General features: G+C 66.8%; 18 protein-coding genes and 1 tRNA gene. 11 read left to right on the forward strand and 8 right to left on the reverse strand.

Going from position 1 to position 18,277, the window contains the following annotated elements; translation table 11 throughout:
• Positions 1-24 precede the first annotated feature (24 nt).
• Both H9Q09_RS14345 and H9Q09_RS14350 read right to left on the reverse strand, forming a co-directional pair.
• A complete protein-coding gene (locus H9Q09_RS14345; RefSeq protein WP_348646307.1) occupies positions 25-1,287 on the reverse strand; it encodes a multidrug effflux MFS transporter in 1,263 nt (420 codons plus the stop codon).
• A gap of 123 nt (positions 1,288-1,410) precedes the next feature.
• Positions 1,411-1,929: a MarR family transcriptional regulator gene (locus tag H9Q09_RS14350; protein WP_024351911.1), complete on the reverse strand. Its 519-nt coding sequence runs from the start codon at positions 1,927-1,929 to the stop codon at positions 1,411-1,413.
• 192 nt (positions 1,930-2,121) lie between these two features.
• Here H9Q09_RS14350 and H9Q09_RS14355 point away from each other — a divergent pair, with 192 nt between their 5' ends.
• Complete coding sequence (locus H9Q09_RS14355) at positions 2,122-4,179, forward strand: M3 family metallopeptidase (protein ID WP_246716153.1); 2,058 nt, start codon at positions 2,122-2,124, stop codon at positions 4,177-4,179.
• Between the two features lie 145 nt (positions 4,180-4,324).
• On the forward strand, positions 4,325-5,908 hold the full coding sequence (locus H9Q09_RS14360; RefSeq protein WP_187391597.1) for an alkaline phosphatase D family protein: 1,584 nt from the start codon (positions 4,325-4,327) through the stop codon (positions 5,906-5,908).
• 92 nt (positions 5,909-6,000) lie between these two features.
• Here H9Q09_RS14360 and H9Q09_RS14365 read toward each other — a convergent pair whose 3' ends face one another.
• Complete coding sequence (locus tag H9Q09_RS14365) at positions 6,001-6,210, reverse strand: hypothetical protein (RefSeq protein ID WP_187391598.1); 210 nt, start codon at positions 6,208-6,210, stop codon at positions 6,001-6,003.
• Between the two features lie 311 nt (positions 6,211-6,521).
• Here H9Q09_RS14365 and typA point away from each other — a divergent pair, with 311 nt between their 5' ends.
• Positions 6,522-8,348 carry a translational GTPase TypA gene (gene typA / locus H9Q09_RS14370; RefSeq protein WP_024351907.1) on the forward strand — a complete coding sequence of 609 codons (1,827 nt, stop codon included), beginning with the start codon at positions 6,522-6,524 and terminating at the stop codon, positions 8,346-8,348.
• A 93-nt stretch (positions 8,349-8,441) separates the two neighbouring features.
• On the opposite strand, the gene H9Q09_RS14375 is transcribed toward typA, so the two are convergent.
• Positions 8,442-9,653 carry an aminotransferase class V-fold PLP-dependent enzyme gene (locus H9Q09_RS14375; RefSeq protein WP_187391599.1) on the reverse strand — a complete coding sequence of 404 codons (1,212 nt, stop codon included), beginning with the start codon at positions 9,651-9,653 and terminating at the stop codon, positions 8,442-8,444.
• Here H9Q09_RS14375 and H9Q09_RS14380 point away from each other — a divergent pair.
• The 5 genes from H9Q09_RS14380 to H9Q09_RS14400 all read left to right on the forward strand — a co-directional run bounded on the left by H9Q09_RS14380 (position 9,633) and on the right by H9Q09_RS14400 (position 12,037).
• Complete coding sequence (locus H9Q09_RS14380; RefSeq protein WP_187391600.1) at positions 9,633-9,854, forward strand: hypothetical protein; 222 nt, start codon at positions 9,633-9,635, stop codon at positions 9,852-9,854. The two genes, H9Q09_RS14375 and H9Q09_RS14380, sit on opposite strands and share 21 nt — an antisense overlap.
• A 4-nt stretch (positions 9,855-9,858) precedes the next feature.
• Positions 9,859-10,239, forward strand: a complete 381-nt coding sequence (locus H9Q09_RS14385) for a PH domain-containing protein (RefSeq protein WP_024351905.1) — start codon at positions 9,859-9,861, stop codon at positions 10,237-10,239.
• Between the two features lie 154 nt (positions 10,240-10,393).
• On the forward strand, positions 10,394-10,900 hold the full coding sequence (locus H9Q09_RS14390) for a GNAT family N-acetyltransferase (RefSeq protein WP_187391601.1): 507 nt from the start codon (positions 10,394-10,396) through the stop codon (positions 10,898-10,900).
• A 211-nt stretch (positions 10,901-11,111) separates the two neighbouring features.
• Positions 11,112-11,648, forward strand: coding sequence for an inorganic diphosphatase (gene ppa / locus H9Q09_RS14395; RefSeq protein WP_187391602.1), 537 nt, complete (start codon positions 11,112-11,114; stop codon positions 11,646-11,648).
• Between the two features lie 239 nt (positions 11,649-11,887).
• Positions 11,888-12,037: a DUF1127 domain-containing protein gene (locus H9Q09_RS14400; protein ID WP_155898549.1), complete on the forward strand. Its 150-nt coding sequence runs from the start codon at positions 11,888-11,890 to the stop codon at positions 12,035-12,037.
• 114 nt (positions 12,038-12,151) lie between these two features.
• Here H9Q09_RS14400 and H9Q09_RS14405 read toward each other — a convergent pair whose 3' ends face one another.
• Positions 12,152-12,469 carry a DUF167 family protein gene (locus H9Q09_RS14405; RefSeq protein ID WP_187391603.1) on the reverse strand — a complete coding sequence of 106 codons (318 nt, stop codon included), beginning with the start codon at positions 12,467-12,469 and terminating at the stop codon, positions 12,152-12,154.
• Positions 12,470-12,490: 21 nt separating this feature from the next.
• The gene (locus H9Q09_RS14410) at positions 12,491-12,793 is read right to left on the reverse strand and encodes a YggT family protein (protein ID WP_009207892.1); all 303 of its coding nucleotides are present in this window, start codon (positions 12,791-12,793) and stop codon (positions 12,491-12,493) included.
• 176 nt (positions 12,794-12,969) lie between these two features.
• Here H9Q09_RS14410 and H9Q09_RS14415 point away from each other — a divergent pair.
• Both H9Q09_RS14415 and H9Q09_RS14420 read left to right on the forward strand, forming a co-directional pair.
• A tRNA-Ala gene (locus H9Q09_RS14415) sits at positions 12,970-13,045 on the forward strand.
• 100 nt (positions 13,046-13,145) lie between these two features.
• The gene (locus tag H9Q09_RS14420; protein WP_348646308.1) at positions 13,146-14,408 is read left to right on the forward strand and encodes an MFS transporter; all 1,263 of its coding nucleotides are present in this window, start codon (positions 13,146-13,148) and stop codon (positions 14,406-14,408) included.
• Between the two features lie 18 nt (positions 14,409-14,426).
• On the opposite strand, the gene H9Q09_RS14425 is transcribed toward H9Q09_RS14420, so the two are convergent.
• Both H9Q09_RS14425 and H9Q09_RS14430 read right to left on the reverse strand, forming a co-directional pair.
• Positions 14,427-15,125, reverse strand: a complete 699-nt coding sequence (locus H9Q09_RS14425; protein ID WP_187391604.1) for an HAD family hydrolase — start codon at positions 15,123-15,125, stop codon at positions 14,427-14,429.
• Between the two features lie 102 nt (positions 15,126-15,227).
• A complete protein-coding gene (locus H9Q09_RS14430; protein ID WP_187391605.1) occupies positions 15,228-16,238 on the reverse strand; it encodes an LLM class flavin-dependent oxidoreductase in 1,011 nt (336 codons plus the stop codon).
• A 167-nt stretch (positions 16,239-16,405) separates the two neighbouring features.
• Between H9Q09_RS14430 and H9Q09_RS14435 the strand changes: the two genes are divergently transcribed.
• Positions 16,406-18,199, forward strand: a complete 1,794-nt coding sequence (locus tag H9Q09_RS14435) for an L-lactate permease (protein WP_187391606.1) — start codon at positions 16,406-16,408, stop codon at positions 18,197-18,199.
• Positions 18,200-18,277: the final 78 nt, after the last annotated feature.

Here is an 18,277-nt window from a genome sequence, read left to right on the forward strand (position 1 = left end):
CCGAGGAGCGGGCGAACCGCTGGTTCAGCTGCGGCCGTCGTAGCTGAGTTCCGGCGCCGGCACTTCGGGCGCTGGCTCCGGCTCGGCCAGATGCGGACGCGTCCGATAGACCGCATAGGAGCCGATGGCGATCACCCCGAGAGCCGGGATGACGATCTGCGTGGCCAGCACCGGCTCGCCGATCGCCGCGCAGATCGCGCCGCCGACCAGGCCCGCTCCCATCTGGACGAAGCCCATCATCGCCGAGGCGGCGCCCGCCATGTGCGGGAACGGCGCCAGCGACGCCGTGGTCATGGCCGGCATGACGAAGGCGATTCCGAAGGCGTAAAGGCCGACCGGCACCATGATCGACAGATAGGTCACCGGCAGAACCGCGATCGACAGGGCGATCGACAGAGCGCCGGCGCCGATGAAGCCGAGGCCGACCGGCACGAGGCGATAGGCGCTGGTGCGGGTCATCAGGTAGCGCATGGCCAGCGAGCCGGAGAAGAACATGCCGGACTGGCCGAGCATGCCGATGCCGTATTCGGTCGGCGTCAGCCCGGCGCGCTCGATCAGGACGAAGGGCAGGACCGTTGCGAGGGTGTAGAGCGCGCCGACCGAGCCGGCGACCGTGAGGCTCGTCGCCATGAAGTGGCGGTTGGTGATCAGCCGCCGGTAGGAATGCAGGATCGCCTTCGGCTGGATGCGGCTGGGATCGGGCACGACGGTCTCGCGCATGGCGCCGAGGGTGACGCCGATGACGATCAGGCCGAAGAACATCATCACCACGAAGATCGCGTACCAGCCGGCGAGCTCCAGCGTCAGGCCGCCGATGGTCGGGGAGACGGCGGGGCCGAGCGCCAGGATGATGCCGATGGTGTTCATGATCCGCGAGGAGGTCTCGCCCTCGAACTGGTCACGGACAATGGCGCGGGCGGTGGCGACGCCCACCGACGCGCCGACACCCTGCAGGATGCGGGCGGCGATCAGCATCTCGACATTCGCGGCGGCCATGGCGAGGATCGCGCCGGCCAGGTACAGCACCATGAAGCCGAGCGTGGTGACGCGCCGTCCGAAGGCATCGGACATCGGCCCGCAGACGAGCTGGGTCAGCGCGAAGCCGGCGAAATAGACCGCCAGCGACAGCTTGATCATCGATTCGGTGGTGTCGAACTCGGCGACCAGCGTCGGCATGGCCGGCGTGTAGAGCGCCATGGAAATCGGGCCGATCGCCACGAGGCAACCGCCGATGAGGCTCGTCCGGCGCTCCGACATGATGGGCGCGCGGGCAGTTTGTGCGGTCAAGGCGGCGGTCCGTGGTGAGTGGCTGTCCGGAAAGGGACGGCAACGCCGCGCGATGCACGCCATTCCGTCCCGATCACCGCCATCTAGGGTCGACGCGCCGCCCTTGCCAGACGTAAGGGAGCCTTAGGCTGCGCCCTGTACCCGCATCTCCGCGACATCGGCGAGGGGCTCCGGCGCGTCGCGGTCGTCGCCGTCGCTCAGCGGCACGTTGGTCAGGTTCGCCCGCATCTTGCGCATGATGACGTCGACGGTCTTGCGCTCGTCCTCGGACAGGCCGCTGACGGTGCGCTCATAGACGGCGAGGGCGACGGGCCGGGCTTCCTCGAACACCCGCTCGGCGGAGCTGGTCGGCGCGATGACCTTGGCGCGGCGGTCGTTGGGATCAACCGAGCGGCTGATCAGGCCGCGCGCCTCGAGCCGGTCGAGATAGGCCGACAGGGTCATCGGTTCGACGCCCATCCGCTCGGCCAGAACGGCCTGACGCGAGCCGCTGTAGCGGCCGACATAGGCGAGTGCCCTGATCTCGCCCGGGGTCAGTTCCATTCCCGCGTCGATGACCGCTTTCTCGAAAGCCTGCCGATACAGCCGCCCGAGGTCCACGATAACAAAGCCAAGGGCGTTGCCCGGTAGAAGTTGCGACATTGGTTGCGGCCCTTGTTTCACGTTTTCCGGTGAGCCGTCCCGGCTCTGAATGACATTACTCGCTCAATGCCGGGGTGAAGGATTTCACCCTGTCGGCGCGACCAGAATAGCACGATGGTCTTTCATCTGAACCCTGTCCGCATCATCTACACGTGGAACACGCGCATGGCAGAGGCGGATAAAGGCAGACAGATGAACGATTTGCACAACGAAGTCCCGCTCGACGATAACCATCCTGACGCATTAGCCAGCGAAGTACCTGACTTCGATCAATTCCGTCCCGAAGATTTTCCGGACGCGTTTCGCGCCGCCATGAGCGAGCATCTGTCTGAAATCACGGCGATCGCCGAGAACCCTGCCCCTGCCGATTTCGACAATACGATCGCCGCCCTGGAGCGTGCCGGCCGGAAGCTGGAGGAAGTGGCGCGGATCTTCTTCACCCTCGCCGGTGCCCATACGAACCCGGCATTGCAGGGGGTCGAGCGCGACGTTTCGCCGCTTCTCTCGCGTCATTCGTCGCAAATCACTCTCAATGCTGCGCTTTTCGCCCGTATCGATGCGGTCCATGCCGATCGCGATGCAGCGGCGACTTTGACGCCGGAAGACCGGCGGCTTCTCGACCGGATCCATGCGGGCTTCGTGCGCAGCGGCGCGCGGCTCGAAGGGGCCGATCGCGAGCGGCTGGCCGAGATCGACGCCGAACTGTCCTCGCTCGGCACCCGCTTCTCCCAGAACATTCTGGCCGACGAACACAATTGGGTGATGAGCCTCGAAAAGGACGATCTGGCGGGTCTTCCGGACGATCTGATCTCGACCATGGGCGGTGTCGCCGCCGATCGCGGGCTCGAGAACTACGCCGTCACCCTGTCGCGCTCGGTGGTCGTGCCGTTCCTGTCCTATTCGACGCGGCGGGACCTGCGCGAAAAGGCCTTCCGCGCCTGGACGAGCCGCGGCGAGAACGAGGGCGCGTCGGACAACCGGCAGATCATGGCCGACATTCTCCGGCTGCGGGCCGAGAAGGCGCGGCTGCTCGGCTTCGACAGCTTCGCCGCCTATAAGCTGGACGACACCATGGCCAAGACGCCGGTCGCGGTGCGCACGCTGCTCGAAGAGGTCTGGGAGCATGCGAAGACGCGCGCGGCCGACGATGCGGCGGCGCTCCGCCTGCTGGCCGGCGAGCGCGGCGACAATCATCCGCTGGAGCCCTGGGACTGGCGCTATTACGCCGAGCAGCGGCGGCAGCGAGAGTTCGCCATCGACGAGAGCGAGCTGAAGCCGTATTTCGAGCTCGACCGGATGATCACGGCAGCCTTCGACGTGGCCGGCCGGCTGTTCGGCCTGTCCTTCACGCCCTTGCCCGCGGCGAAGGCCTGGCATCCGGATGTGCGGGTGTGGGCGGTCGCCGACCGTGACGGTCGGCCGCGCGGGCTCTTCCTCGGCGATTATTTCGCCCGCCAGTCGAAGCGGTCCGGCGCCTGGATGAGCGCCCTCCGCAGCCAGCACAAGCTCGATGGCGGGCAGCTGCCGATCATCTACAATGTCTGCAATTTCGCCAAGCCGAGCGCCGGCCAGCCGGCGCTGCTGTCGCTCGATGAGGCGCGCACGCTGTTTCACGAATTCGGCCATGCCCTGCACGGGCTCCTGTCCGACGTGACCTGGCCGTCGCTGTCCGGCACGTCGGTGGCCCGCGATTTCGTCGAGCTGCCCTCGCAGCTCTACGAGCACTGGCTCACCGTCCCTTCCGTGCTCGCGGACCATGCGCGGCATGTGCGGACCGGCGAGCCGCTGCCGAAACCGTTGCTCGACAAGATGCTGGCCGCTAAGAGCTTCGACGCGGGCTTCGACACCGTCGAATACACCGCCTCGGCACTGATCGATCTCGGCCTGCACGAATTGCGCGAGGTGCCCGAGCAGCCGCTGGCGGCCGAGCGGGCCATGCTGGAAGAGCTGGGCATGCCGCGCGAGATCGTCATGCGCCACCGCTCGCCGCACTTCGCCCATATCTTCTCGGGCGACGGCTATTCGGCCGGCTACTATTCCTACATGTGGTCGGAGGTGCTCGACGCCGATGCCTTCGAGGCGTTCGAGGAGGCCGGCGATCCGTTCGATCCCGAGACGGCCGGGCGGCTTCTGGAGCATGTCTATTCGGCCGGCAATTCGCAGGACGCAGCGGATCTCTACACCGCCTTCCGGGGCCGCATGCCGACCTCCGGGGCGCTGTTGCGCAAGCGCGGCTTCGTGACCGGCTGAGGCCAGGGCCGTTCCTTGCTGCGGCGGGCCGGAATTTCGCTGGCGCCGCCGCAGTTTGGAACGACTCGAAAGTTTCGCAGGGCTGCAATCGCCCTGCCACGCAAGCTGGCGATGGTGCGGGCCTCTTTCTGCTGGAGGTTCCCCGATGTCTGCGAAACGCTTTCCCCTGTCCCGCCGCCGCTTCCTCGCCTCGTCGGGGGCGGCGGCGCTCGTCGCCGGTTCCGGCCTTGCCATGCCGGCGATCAGCCGCGCGGCCAGCCGCCCGGCCTTCACCCACGGCGTCCAGACCGGCGACGTCGATGCCACCTCCGGCATGGTGTGGACGCGGGCCGACCGGCCGTCGCGCATCGATTTCGAATGGGCGACGACCGAGAGCTTCGCCAATGCGAAGAAGCTGCACAGCCTGACGACGCTGCCGGAATCCGACTTCACCGCCAAGCGGCTGATCGCCGGCCTGCCGTCCGACCAGGAAATCTTCTGGCGCGCCGTCGCCACCGATCTCGGCGACGTCAACGGCGTCTCCGAGCCGATCGTCGGCCGCTTCCGCACGGCGCCGGCGTCGCGCCGCTCGATCCGCTTCGCCTGGTCCGGCGACACGGTCGGGCAGGGCTGGGGCATCGACGAGAGCCGCGGCGGCATGAAGGCCTATGCCACCATGGCAAAGCACGAGCCGGACTTCTTCCTGCATTCGGGCGACACGATCTACGCCGACGGCCCGCTGAAGGAGAGCGTGGAACTTGCCGACGGCAGCGTCTGGAAGAACCTCCTCATCCCCGAGAAGGAAAAGGTCGCCGAGACGCTGGACGAGTATCGTGGCCAGTGGAAGTACAATCTCATGGACAAGAACGTCCAGGCGATGAATGCGCGCGTCCCGACCTTCTTCCAGTGGGACGACCACGAGGTCATCAACAACTGGTCCTCGGCCAAGGACCTGACCGCCGACGACCGCTATGCGGTCAAGGACATCGCCCTCCTTGCCGGCCGCAGCGCCCGCGCCTTCCACGAGATGACGCCCATCGGCTACGTCGCCGAGGAGCCCGGCCGGGTCTATCGCAAGATCGCCTATGGCCCGCTGCTCGACGTGTTCTTCCTCGACCTGCGCTCCTATCGCGGCGGCAACACCGAGGGCCTGGAAAGCGAGGCCTCCGAGGCGACCCAGATGATGGGCGCCGAGCAGATCGCCTGGCTGAAGCGGGAGCTGGCCACGTCCGACGCCACCTGGAAGGTGATCGCCTCCGACATGCCGATCGGCCTCGTCGTCTGGGACAATGTCGGCGACAGGAAGCTCGTCGAGGCGGTGTCCAACAATGATGGCGGCGCGCCGAAGGGCCGCGAGATGGAATTCGCCGACCTCCTGCGCTTCATCAAGTCGGCCGGCATTGCCAACACGGTCTGGCTCACCGCCGACGTCCACTACACGGCGGCCCATCACTACAGCCCGGATCGCGCCGCATACCAGGATTTCGAGCCGTTCTGGGAGTTCGTGTCCGGCCCGATCCATGCCGGTACCTTCGGCCCCAACGACCTCGACAAGACCTTCGGGCCGGAGGTGCGGTTCGTGAAGGCGCCCACCGAGGAGCAGGGCGCCAACCTGCCGCCGTCCATGGGCCTGCAGTTCTTCGGCCTCGTCGAGATCGACGGCGACAGCGAACAGATGACGGTCCGGCTGATGGATGCCGACGACACGGAACTCTGGACGACGACGCTCGACCCCGTCCGGCGCGGGTGACGCAGCGGCGGGACAGACAGGCCGGCCGGCTGAGCTACGCGTGTCAGTCGGTCGCCCGGTTTCTGATCGCTGGCGGCCGATGCCGTGACGGATCAGCTGTCCTTGATGGTCCGGTCCGGCCAGCGGCCCGCCGCGGCCGGACCGACGAAGCGGCCGGTGATCGCGCTCCGATGGGCGCCGTGGGTGGAGCCGCCGCCCTTGGCCTCGCTGATCGTCGTGTGGGGGTGTGTCTCGGCGTAACTCTTGGTCACGTATTGGCCGGACCCGGCGTTCCGAAAGGTTTTTCCGCTGTCAGTCGTCATGGTGTCATCCTTCCGCAGGACTGCGAATCGAACTCCAGCGGGCAAATGGTTCGTCCTTTGTTCCGTTGTGTCAAGTCCGGTTGCGGCATGTATCGCGCCGGGTTGTTGTGTCCGGGGCGCAGAATGACTATGTGGGTTGCTCGTTCGGTCGCGTTCGCCCCGTCTTCCGTGAAGAGGACGGGCGGGTCGCGCCGCATAAACACGCCTCCACCTTTCGCACCCGCACAAATTGCTGTATGGGAGCGTGGAATTCGCGCCGGGTGGACCATTGATGGTCCCGCCGCGGCCTTAACTCGTTTCCGGTGACACTTATGAAGCTCCGCAACATCGCGATCATCGCGCATGTCGATCATGGCAAAACCACACTCGTCGACAAGCTCCTGGCGCAGTCGGGATCGTTCCGCGAGAACCAGCGCACCGAAGACCGCGCGATGGACTCCAACGATCTGGAGAAGGAGCGGGGCATCACCATCCTGGCCAAGGCGACTTCGGTCGAGTGGAAGGATACCCGCATCAACATCGTCGACACCCCGGGCCATGCCGATTTCGGCGGCGAGGTGGAGCGTATCCTGAACATGGTGGACGGCGCCGTGATCCTGGTCGACGCGTCGGAAGGCCCGATGCCGCAGACCAAGTTCGTGCTCGGCAAGGCGCTGAAGGTCGGCCTGAAGCCGATCGTGGCGATCAACAAGATCGACCGCGCCGACGAGCGCCATCAGGAAGTCCTCAACGAGATCTTCGACCTGTTCGTCTCGCTCGACGCGACCGAAGAGCAGCTCGACTTCCCGATCCTCTACGGTTCGGGCCGTGGCGGCTGGATGGCCGAGGAGCCGGAAGGCCCGCAGGACCAGGGCCTGACCCCGCTGTTCGACCTGATCCTGAAGCATGTCCCGGAGCCGGACACGGCCGGCAAGGACGAGCCGTTCAAGATGATCGGCACCATCCTCGAAGCCAACCCGTTCCTCGGGCGCCTGATCACCGGCCGCATCCAGTCCGGCTCGATCAAGCCGAACCAGGCGGTCAAGGTGCTGCATGGCGACGGCAAGCTGCTGGAAAGCGGCCGCATCTCCAAGATCCTCGCCTTCCGTGGCCTCGAGCGCGTGCCGCTGGAATTCGCCGAAGCCGGTGACATCGTCGCCATTGCGGGCCTGTCCAAGGGCACCGTGGCCGACACCTTCTGCGACCCGCAGGTCAACGAGCCGCTGCACGCCCAGCCGATCGATCCGCCGACGGTGACGATGTCCTTCATCGTCAACGACTCGCCGCTCGCCGGCACCGAGGGCGACAAGGTGACCAGCCGCGTCATCCGCGACCGCCTGTTGAAGGAAGCCGAGGGCAACGTCGCGCTGAAGATCGAGGAGGCCGCCGACAAGGATTCCTTCTACGTCTCCGGCCGCGGCGAGCTGCAGCTGGCCGTGCTGATCGAGACCATGCGCCGCGAGGGCTTCGAGATCGGCATCTCGCGTCCGCGCGTCGTCATGAAGGAAGACGAGAACGGCCAGACGCTCGAGCCGATCGAAGAGGTCGTCATCGACGTCGACGAGGAGCATTCCGGCGTCGTCGTGCAGAAGATGTCCGAGCGCAAGGCCGAGATGATCGAGCTGCGCCCGTCGGGCGGCGATCGCCAGCGCCTGGTCTTCCATGCCCCGACCCGTGGCCTCATCGGCTACCAGTCGGAGCTCCTGACCGACACGCGCGGCACGGCGATCATGAACCGGCTGTTCCACAGCTACGCCCCGTTCAAGGGTGAGCTGCCGGGCCGCAACACCGGCGTCCTAATCTCCAACGACACCGGCGAGAGCGTGGCCTTCGCCATGTTCAACCTGGAAGACCGCGGCCCGATGGTCATCGACGCCGGCGTCAAGGTCTATGCCGGCATGATCATCGGCATCCACACCCGCGAGAACGATCTGGAAGTGAACGTTCTGAAGGGCAAGAAGCTGACCAACATGCGCGCGTCGGGCAAGGACGAGGCGATCAAGCTGACGCCGCCGATCCGCATGACGCTCGACCGGGCGCTGTCGTGGATCCAGGACGACGAGCTCGTCGAGGTGACGCCGAAGACGATCCGTCTGCGCAAGATCTATCTCGACTCCAACGAGCGCAAGCGCTTCGACAAGAGCCGCAAGGCGGCCTGATCCGCCGCACGGCATTCGCCGGACACATGAAGGGCCGCGCATTCCATCCGGGATGCGCGGCCCTTTTCGTTTGCGGGGCGGTGGCGGACGTCGCTATTCCGCGGCGTGCTGCATGAGGGTGCTGCCCTCGGCGGCGGCATCCCGGTACCAGCCTTGCGCGGCCGCAACGCCCGAGCCCGGCTCGATCCGCGCGCCGGCATCGGCCAGCGCCATTTCCGCCACGCTCAGCGCCGTCAGGCACATCGCCGCGTTGAGATCGCCGAGATGGCCGATGCGGAAGACCTTGCCGGAGAGCTGCGCCAGCCCGCCGCCGAGCGAGGTGTCGTAACGCTCATAGGCGGTGCGGATCACCGCATTGGCGTCGACGCCCTCGGGAACGCAGATCGCCGACACGGTGTCGGAATGCCATTGCGGCGCCACGGCCTGCAGCTTCAGGCCCCAGGCGGCGACGCCCCGCCGCACACCCTCCGCCAGCCGGTGATGGCGGGCGAAGACGTTGTCGAGCCCTTCCTCGAAGAGCATGTCCAGCGCCACCCGCAGCCCGTGGAAGAACTGCGTCGGCGGGGTGTAGGGAAAGAAGCCGTTGTCGTTGTGGGTGATCATGTCGGCGAAGGCGAAATAAGTGCGCTCCATCTTCGGCCGGTTGTCGCGGGCCGCCGCCAGCGCCTTTTCGGAGACGGCCAGGAAGGACAGACCGGCCGGCAGCATGAAGCCCTTCTGCGAACCGGCGACGGCGAGATCGACGCCCCATTCGTCCTGCCGGAAGTCGATCGAGGCGATGGACGAGACGCCGTCGACGAAGATCAGCGCCGGGTGCTGGTGGGCATCAAGCAGCCGCCGGACGCCGGCGACATCCGAGGTCACGCCCGTCGCGGTCTCGTTGTGGGTGACGAAGACGGCGCGGATCGCATGGGCCCGGTCCGCCGCAATCGCGCGTTCATAGGCATCGAGCGGCACGCCGGCGCCCCATTCCACGTCGATGGCCTCGACGTCGAGCCCGAGCCTCTGGGCCATGTCGACCCACAGATGCGAGAACTGGCCGAAGCGCGACATCAGCACTCTGTCGCCGCGCGCCAGGGTGTTCTGGATGGCCGCTTCCCAGGCGCCGGTGCCGGAGGAGGGATACATGAAGACGCGTCCCTCGCGCATCTTGAAGACGCGCTTCAGATCTTGGAAGAGGGGCAGCGACAGGGCCGGGAAGTCCGGCGCCCGCTGGTCTTCCATCGGCACGTTCATCGCCCGCCGGACGCGTTCCGGGACATTGGTGGGGCCGGGAATGTAGAGATGCCGGATACCGTGCTTCATGCGATCCTCCCAGACGCGCAGCCGCGCGAACGGGTGCCGCGAGACCAGTTGGGCCAGACCTTAATCCGCCGTGCCGGTAAGGCAGAGTTTCAAATTCTGATCCGGGCCTTAGAAAAACTGACGGCCATCGTCGGTGGCCGTCGCGAGTGGACAGTGCCGGGCGGCGCCCGAGATGGCGGCGAAGACGAAACGGGGATGTGATGCGATGGGACTGATTTCCGGCCTGATGGGCCTTTCCAGCGATGCGGACGCGACGGCGATCGAGGCCGATCTGGCGCCGATCCTGTTGCCCGGAGAGGGTGTCGAACTCGCCTTCCAGATCGTGCGGGATCTCCTGGTGTTCACCGATCTGCGGCTGATCATGGTCGACAAGCAGGGCATGACCGGCCGCAAGCGGCACATCCAGTCGGTGCCCTATCGGTCGATCACCATGTTCGCCATCGAGACCGCAGGCAGCTTCGATACGGATTCGGAAATGACGCTCTGGGTGTCCGGCCAGTCGCCGATCACACGGCCGCTGTCGCGGCGTGCCGATATCGCCGGCATCCAGCGGGCGCTGGCGCAGGGCGTGCTGGCGCCCCGATAGCCGCGCCTTCGATCCGACCTTCCAGCAAAAACCGGGGGATAGCCACTCGCAACGTCCCCGCTCGGACTCCCGGACGACTACAGTCGCCGCGAATCGCCGGACGGTGCCGGCGAACCGAGACGGATCGTTCGATGTGGGTTATGGTTAAGCTTCCATGAAGACGCTTGCCGCCGAAATCCGTCTGGCCGAACCGCACGATGCCGCCGCCCTGTCCGCGGTGCATGCCACCTCGTGGCGCGGCGCCTATGGCGGGCTGATCCCGCATGGCAGCCTCGAGAAGATGATTGGCCGGCGCAACGACGACTGGTGGGCCACGGCGATCCGCAGCGGGGCGGCGATCCTGGTGGCCGAGTTCTCCGGCGCGCCGATCGGCTACGCCACGCTGGGCCGCAACCGCACCGAGGCGCTCCGCGCCGACGGCGAAATCTACGAGCTGTATCTGCGGCCCGAATATCAGGGGCTCGGCTTCGGCAAGCGCCTGTTCGAAGCCGCCGCCGCGCTGTTGCGCGAGCGGGGCCTGAAGGGGCTGGTGGTCTGGGCGTTGGCCGAGAACGACCGGGCGATCGAGTTCTACGGGCGCCTTGGCGGTCGCGACATCGCCGAAGGCAGCGAATGCTTCGACACGCGCAAGGTCGCAAAGATCGCCTTCCTTTGGAACTGACGTTCGCAGCCGACGCGCCTGCGTCCGGCTAGGGGCCCGCATAGCCTGCGCAGCCGCGTGTTGCGCGGTTTCGCCGGAGCGGCTAGAGCGTCTTCGGGAAAGCCGGGCCACCAACGCGATCATCCTGCCATGGATCGCTCTCGCGTCCTTGAAGGACATGCGAGGCGGGTCGCCCGTTCGGATCGACAGGCCACATCTGGAAGGACACATCATGCGCATCGACGCGATCGCCCGCGGCAAGAACCCGCCGGAAGACATCAACGTCATCATCGAGGTGCCGCTGGGCGGCCACCCGATCAAGTACGAGATGGACAAGGACGCCGGCTGCCTGGTCGTCGACCGCTTCCTCTACACGCCGATGACCTATCCGGGGAATTACGGCTTCGTGCCGCACACCCTGTCCGACGACGGCGATCCGATCGACGTCCTGATCTGCAACACCCGGCCGCTGTTTCCCGGCTGCGTGATCAACTGCCGCCCGATCGGCGTCCTGGTCATGGAAGACAACAGCGGCGAGGACGAGAAGATCATCGCCGTGCCGTCGCCGCACATCACGCGCCGTTTCGAGAATGTGCGCGAATATGGCGACCTGCCGGAAATCACGCTGCTGCAGATCGCCCACTTCTTCGAGCACTACAAGGATCTGGAGCCCGGCAAGTGGGTGAAGATCGGCGACTGGGGCGACAGCGCCAAGGCGCGCTCGCTGATCACCGCGGCGGTCGAGCGGGCCGAGAACGCCAAGGCCTGACCGGGCCGGTCCACAGACAGCATCCGGATACGGGCGTGGCGGGCAACCGCCGCGCCCGTTCTGCATTCGGCCGCCCGAACACGGGGCGGGACGGACGTAGCATGGAAGATATTGACAGACTGATGACTGCGTCATGCGCAGAATGCACACGAGACGTGCAGCAAAACGCACTACTTTTGTGCAGTGCGATCTCTTACGTGATGGCTATCGTAAACCCCAAACCCTGGAATCAGGATCCCATGTTTCGCCGTCTGACCACCCGCCTCAACACCTACCGCAACCATCGCAACCAGATCCGCCAGCTGGAAATGATGGACGACCGCGAGCTCGCCGACATCGGCGTCGGCCGGTCGCAGATCACTCAGGCCGTCCGCTTCGGCCGTCTCTGAGACCTGAGGCCGCGGCGCAGGTCGCCGCGATCGGGCATCGATCCGCTCTGCCCCACATGAATGCATGCCACGCCGCCTTCGACTGAGTTCGGGCGGCGTTTTGGTGTCTGGAGGTCAGTTCAGGGCGTTGAGCGCCGTCGCGAGGCGCCCGGCGTCGCCGGTCAGGCGCAGGGTCTTGACCCGCGACGTGTGGCCGGCAACCAGCGTGACCGCCGATTTCGGAACGCCGATCGTCCTGGCCAAGAGCTTGAGAAGCGCGGCATTGGCCTTGCCGTCCTCGGGCACGGCCCGCACCCGCGCCTTCAGGAAGGCCCGTCCCGCCGCATCCGTCACAAAGCCCTCGATCCGGTCGGCGGCGGATTTTGGCGTCAGTCGGAGATCGACGAGGACGGCATCCTCGCCGTCAGGCCGCCAGAAGCACGCGTCCGACACCGGACCGGACGGAGCGATCGCTCAGATGCCGGCGCTGTAGATCGCCGGATTGATGTAGACCGCGATCAGATACTGCAGGAACATGATGGCGAACAGGACGACCAGCGGCGACAGGTCGATGCCGCCGAGATCCGGCAGGACGCGGCGGATGCGGCGATAGACCGGCTCGGTCATCTGCCACAGGAAGCGGCCGACGGAGTCGACGAAGGGATTGCCGGGATTGACGATGTTGAAGGCATAGAGCCACGACAACACGGCCGACGCGATCACGATCCACCAGTACAGATTGAGTGCCTGATAGAGGACGTAGGTGACTGCAAGCATCAAATCGGGCCCTTTGCGATAACGGTTTCGGATGTAGCCATCGCCTTGCCGATACGCAAGCCGCGCCCGCTTCGCCGCATGCGCGACCGGCCCGGTTCGGTCACGCCGGGGCCGCCATGCAAGGGGCGTTGACAGGGCCGGCGCCGCGGCACTAAATGCCGGTCGAAATGGTGGACGGGGCTGTAGCTCAGTTGGGAGAGCGCGTCGTTCGCAATGACGAGGTCAGCGGTTCGATCCCGCTCAGCTCCACCAGCCATCATTTCCTTCCAGGACATCGCGCAGTCATGGTCCGCCTTGCCCGGTTGGTGCGGGCCGGATCGTTGCAGGTGCGTGGGTGACACAGGACAGTGAGATCGCTTCCGCCGCGCCGGGCGATCCGGACGCGAGCGCCATTCCGGTCGAGGATCGCTTTGCCGCCTTCCGCAATCCGCGGTTCCTGCGCTACTGGCTGTCGCGCTTCTTCTCCACCTTCGCCATCCAGATCGTCGTCGTTTCGGTCGGCTGGCAGATCTACGACCTGACCCGCAATCCGCTGGATCTTGGCATTGTCGGCCTCTGCCAGTTCCTGCCGGCGCTCGTTCTGGTGCTGGTCACCGGGGCTGCCGCCGACCGCTATTCGCGGCGGATGATCATGGCGGTGGCGATCCTCGTCGAGGCGCTCGGCGCCCTCGGGCTCCTGCTCCTGACCTGGCACGGCCTTGCCACGCCCTATCCGGTCTTCGCCATTCTCGTCGGCTTCGGCATTGCCCGCGCCTTCTTCGGCCCGGCCTCGCAATCGCTGGTGGTCAATCTCGTCACCAAGCGGGAACTCGCCAACGCGATTGCCTGGAACTCCTCCTCCTGGCAGATCGCGGCGATCGTCGGCCCGGTTGCCGGCGGGCTGCTCTACGGCGTGTCGCCCGTCGCCGCCTACGGCACCGGCCTGACGCTGTTCGTTGCGGCTGCGGTGCTGGTCATGTCGATCACCGCGCCCAGTCAGAAGCGCTCGAGCGAGCCGGCGAGCTTCGAGACCATCGTCGCGGGCTTTCGCTTCATCTGGTCGGAGAAGGTGGTGCTCGGCGCGATCTCGCTCGACCTCTTCGCCGTGCTGCTCGGCGGCGCCGTGGCGCTGATGCCGGTCTATGCACGGGACGTTCTGCATGTCGGCCCGTGGGGGCTCGGGCTCCTTCGTGCAGCGCCCGGCATCGGCGCCGTCTCGATGGCGGTGTGGCTCGCGGCGCACCCGATCAAGACCCATGCCGGCGTCAAGATGTTCGTCTTCGTCGGCCTGTTCGGCGCCTTTACCGCATTGTTCGGCATGGCTACCGTGCCGTGGCTCGCCATCGTCGCGCTGATCTTCATGGGCGCATCGGACATGATCAGCGTCTATATCCGCGAGACGATCATGCAGCTCTGGACGCCGGACGAGGTTCGCGGCCGGGTCAACGCCGTCAACATGGTCTTCATCGGCGCCTCCAACGAGCTCGGCGAGTTCCGCGCCGGGGTGATGGCCTTCTGGATCGGCGCCGTGCCGGCGGTGGTGCTCGGGGGACTTGCGACGGTCGGCGTCGCCGGCCTGTGGTCGTGGATGTTCCCCGACCTGCGCAAGGCCCAGCACCTGGCCGGCCGCGACTGAGGCGTGGCCGGCCTGCGATCAGCCGATCTCGGCGAGGATAGTGCGCACTTCGCCGAGCCTGTCGACCTGCCGGAAGCGCGGCGCGTTCCTTGGCCGCTCGGCATGTTCCAGCGCCCAGGTCAGCTCGTGCGGGATATGGACGCCGAAGCTGCCCGCCGCCAGCGCCGGCAGCACATCCGACTTCAGCGAATTGCCGACCATCATGGCGCGGGCCGGCCCGTCGCCATGGCGGGCGAACAGCCGCTCATAGGTCGCCGCCGTCTTGTCGCTGACGATCTCCACCGCGTCGAAATAGTCGCCCAGCCCGGAGGCCGCGAGCTTGCGCTCCTGGTCGAACAGGTCGCCCTTGGTGATCAGCACCAGCTTATAGGCGCCGGCAAGCGCGGCAAGGGTTTCCTGCGCCTCGGGCAGGGCTTCGACGGGGTGCTCCAGCATCTCGCGGCCGGCATCGAGGATCTGCCGGACGATGGCCGGCGCGGCGGTGTCGCCGGTGACGTCCAGCGCGGTCTCGATCATCGACAGGACGAAGCCCTTGATGCCGAAGCCGTAGTGGCCGAGATTGCGACGCTCGGCTTCCAGGAGCCGGCTGGAGACGAGGTCCGCATCGGCATGATCGGACAGCATCTCGCGGAACCGGGCCTCGGTCAGCTGGAAGAACCGCTCATTGTGCCAGAGCGTGTCGTCGGCATCGAAGCCGATCGTGGTGAGGGTGGGCATCGGGCGCACTCCGCATCCGTGATGCGCAATCTGTAGCGCCGCGCGTCGGCGCTGCAAAGCGTCGACCGTTGCCTCCGAAGCCTGCCCGAAGCCCGTGACTGCCTATTCGGCGGCGTCGCGGCGGGCGCCGATCTCCTGCATCACACCGGCGGCGATCTCGAAGGAGCGCTTGCGGGCCGCGTGATCGTGGATCTGGCCGGTCAGGATCACCTCGTCCGGGCGGTAGGTGTCGATCAGCGTGGACAGGCTGGCGGCGACACTGGCCGGCGAGCCCGTGGCCGAGACCGACAGGGCCTGGTCGACCATGGATTTCGCCATCGGGTCGACGCGGGCCTCGAAATCGTCGACCGGTCGCGGCAGCGGGCCGGGCATGCCGGTGCGCAGGTTCACGAAGGCCTGCTGCATCGAGGATTTCAGCACCCGGCCTTCCTCGTCGCTGTCGGCGGCGAAGACGTTGATCGCCAGCATGAAATGCGGCTCGGGCCAGCGTTCCGACGGCCGGTAGCTGTCGCGATAGACCTCGACGGCCTGGGCGAGCGCGCCCGGCGCGAAATGCGAGGCGAAGGCATAGGGCAGGCCGAGATGGGCGGCGAGCTGGGCGCCATAGAGGCTGGAGCCGAGAATCCACACCGGCACGCGGGTGCCTTCGCCGGGCACCGCGCGAATGCGCTGGTTCGGCTCGGCCTCCTCGAAATAGACCAGCAGCTCCATCACGTCCTGGGGGAAGTTGTCGGAGTTGTCGAGGCTGCGGCGCAGCGCCCGCGCGGTCATCTGGTCGGTGCCCGGCGCGCGGCCGAGGCCGAGATCGACCCGGTCCGGATAGAGTGTCGCCAGGGTGCCGAACTGTTCGGCGATCACCAGCGGGGCATGGTTGGGCAGCATGACGCCGCCGGCGCCGACGCGGATGGTCTGCGTCTGGCCGGCCACATAGCCGAGCGCCACCGCCGTCGCCGCGCTGGCGATGCCGGTCATGTTGTGATGCTCGGCCATCCAGTAGCGCGTGTAGCCGAGCGCCTCGGCGTGGCGCGCCAGATCACCGGAATTGTGCAGGGCGTCGGCGGCGGTCCCACCCTCGGGGATCGGCGACAGGTCGAGGACGGAATAGGGGATCATCGCTTGGCACCTTTCGGGATCAGACTTTCGTCTATCTGGGGATCGCAGGAGCCCGGGAAAAGCCGGTCTGAACAGTCAATCGTCAGGACGGCGAACAATCGCTCTTGCTTTCTTCTGCGGCAGAGGAAAATAGCAGCCAAGTCACTCACCCTTCGGAGGAAACGGGAATGGGGCAGGGAGTTCTCTTCGGCCTGGCATTGCTGCCGGTCGCGATCGTGTTCGTCTTGCTCGTCGTCATGCGGCGGTCGGCCAAGCTCGCCATGCTGGTGGCCTATGCGGCCACGGCGATCATCGCGCTCACCGTCTGGGGCCAGAATCTGGGCACGGTCGCCGGCGCCACGGTCAACGGTCTCGTCACCGCGCTGACGTTGCTCTTCATCATCTTCGGCGCCATTCTCGTCCTGCAGACCGTGCATGAAAGCGGCGCCATCCGCGCCATCCGTCGCGGCTTCACCGATCTGTCGCCCGACCGCCGCATCCAGGCGATCATCATCGCCTGGCTGTTCGGGTCGATGATCGAGGGCGCCTCCGGCTTCGGCACCCCCGCCGCAGTCGCTGCGCCGCTTCTGGTGGCGATCGGCTTCCCGGCCATGGCGGCCGTGCTGGTGACGCTGATCATCCAGTCGACCCCGGTCTCCTTCGGCGCCGTCGGCACGCCGATGCTCGTGGGCATCAACACCGGCCTGTCGGGCAATGACGGCGTCTTGCAGACCATCTCGCCGCTGCCGCTGATCGACTATGTCTATGCCATCGCCGCCAATGTCGCGATGGTCCACGCTCTCGTCGGCTTCGTCATTCCGCTGATCATGGTCGGCATGCTGACCCGCTTCTTCGGCGCCAACCGTTCCTTCATCGAGGGCTTCGGGGCCTGGAAGTTCGCGCTCTTCGCCGGCATCGCCTTCACCGTCCCCTATTATCTGGTGGCATGGCTGCTGGGGCCGGAGTTTCCGTCGCTGGTCGGCGGCCTGATCGGCCTGCTGATCGTCGTGCCGGCGGCGCGCCGCGGCTTCCTCTTGCCGAAGGACCGGTTCGAGTTCCCGGCGCGGCAGGGCTGGAACGACCACTGGTTCGGTACGCTGAAGGCCGCCGAGGCGGAAGAGGTGGCGGCGGGCCATGCCAGCGGCCGGCAGATCTCGCTCATGCGGGCCTGGTCGCCCTATCTGATCATCGCCGTGCTCCTGGTGTTGACCCGGGTCATCGCGCCGCTGAAGGCGGCCTTGACCTCGCCAAACGCGACGCTGGCCTTCAACGACCTGTTCGGCTCGGGCATCAACGCCACGGCGCAGCTGCTCTATTCGCCGGGTGCGGTGCTGATCATCGCCTCGCTGCTGGCGGTGTTCATCTTCGGCATGAGCGGCAAGGCCTATGCGCGGGCCTGGGCCGGCTCGGCCCGCACCATGGTCGCCGCCGCTCCGGCGCTGCTTCTGGCCGTGCCGATGGTGCAGGTGTTCCTCAACACCGGCCGCGGCCCACTGGAATCGATGCCGCTGGTGCTGGCCGAGGGCGTCTCCAGCGTCGTCGGCAGCGCCTGGCCGCTCTTCGCGCCGCTGATCGGGGCGCTCGGCGCCTTCATTGCCGGCTCGAACACCGTGTCGAACATGATGTTCTCGCTGTTCCAGTTCTCGGCAGCCGAACAGATCGGTCTCGGCGCGGCCGGGGCGATGATCGTCGTCACGCTGCAGGCCGTGGGCGGGGCCGCCGGCAACATGATCTGCGTCCACAATGTCGTCGCGGCATCGGCGGTTGTGGGCCTGACCGACCGCGAGGGCGAGGTGATCCGCATGACGCTGATCCCCATGGCCTACTACGTCGTGCAGGCCGGCCTGATCGGCATGGGGCTCATCTATGGCGGCATCTGGCTGATCCTGGCGGTCGTCTGGCTGGCGATCGTCCTGACCGCCATGGCCTTCAACCGCAGCCGGCGCCCGGTCGCCGCGCAGGAGCCGGCGCCCGCCGAATAGACGCACGGTTCCGGCAAACAAAAGGCCCGGCGGAGCAATCCGCCGGGCCTTTGTCGTTCGGGTTTGCTGCCGGCGCGA

Origin of the sequence: Aurantimonas sp. DM33-3, assembly GCF_014334315.1 — a bacterium.
GTDB lineage: Bacteria > Pseudomonadota > Alphaproteobacteria > Rhizobiales > Rhizobiaceae > Aurantimonas > Aurantimonas coralicida.

Excerpts from the sequence above, each read along its gene's own strand:
- H9Q09_RS14365 (WP_187391598.1), bottom strand. The coding sequence starts at position 6,210 with ATGACGACTGACAGCGGAAAAACCTTTCGGAACGCCGGGTCCGGCCAA.
- H9Q09_RS14350 (WP_024351911.1), bottom strand. The coding sequence starts at position 1,929 with ATGTCGCAACTTCTACCGGGCAACGCCCTTGGCTTTGTTATCGTGGAC.
- H9Q09_RS14390 (WP_187391601.1), top strand. The coding sequence starts at position 10,394 with ATGAAGACGCTTGCCGCCGAAATCCGTCTGGCCGAACCGCACGATGCC.
- ppa (WP_187391602.1), top strand. The coding sequence starts at position 11,112 with ATGCGCATCGACGCGATCGCCCGCGGCAAGAACCCGCCGGAAGACATC.
- H9Q09_RS14425 (WP_187391604.1), bottom strand. The coding sequence starts at position 15,125 with ATGCCCACCCTCACCACGATCGGCTTCGATGCCGACGACACGCTCTGG.
- H9Q09_RS14430 (WP_187391605.1), bottom strand. The coding sequence starts at position 16,238 with ATGATCCCCTATTCCGTCCTCGACCTGTCGCCGATCCCCGAGGGTGGG.
- H9Q09_RS14385 (WP_024351905.1), top strand. The coding sequence starts at position 9,859 with ATGGGACTGATTTCCGGCCTGATGGGCCTTTCCAGCGATGCGGACGCG.
- typA (WP_024351907.1), top strand. The coding sequence starts at position 6,522 with ATGAAGCTCCGCAACATCGCGATCATCGCGCATGTCGATCATGGCAAA.
- H9Q09_RS14380 (WP_187391600.1), top strand. The coding sequence starts at position 9,633 with ATGCCGGATACCGTGCTTCATGCGATCCTCCCAGACGCGCAGCCGCGC.
- H9Q09_RS14360 (WP_187391597.1), top strand. The coding sequence starts at position 4,325 with ATGTCTGCGAAACGCTTTCCCCTGTCCCGCCGCCGCTTCCTCGCCTCG.
- H9Q09_RS14355 (WP_246716153.1), top strand. The coding sequence starts at position 2,122 with ATGAACGATTTGCACAACGAAGTCCCGCTCGACGATAACCATCCTGAC.
- H9Q09_RS14375 (WP_187391599.1), bottom strand. The coding sequence starts at position 9,653 with ATGAAGCACGGTATCCGGCATCTCTACATTCCCGGCCCCACCAATGTC.
- H9Q09_RS14410 (WP_009207892.1), bottom strand. The coding sequence starts at position 12,793 with ATGCTTGCAGTCACCTACGTCCTCTATCAGGCACTCAATCTGTACTGG.
- H9Q09_RS14435 (WP_187391606.1), top strand. The coding sequence starts at position 16,406 with ATGGGGCAGGGAGTTCTCTTCGGCCTGGCATTGCTGCCGGTCGCGATC.
- H9Q09_RS14400 (WP_155898549.1), top strand. The coding sequence starts at position 11,888 with ATGTTTCGCCGTCTGACCACCCGCCTCAACACCTACCGCAACCATCGC.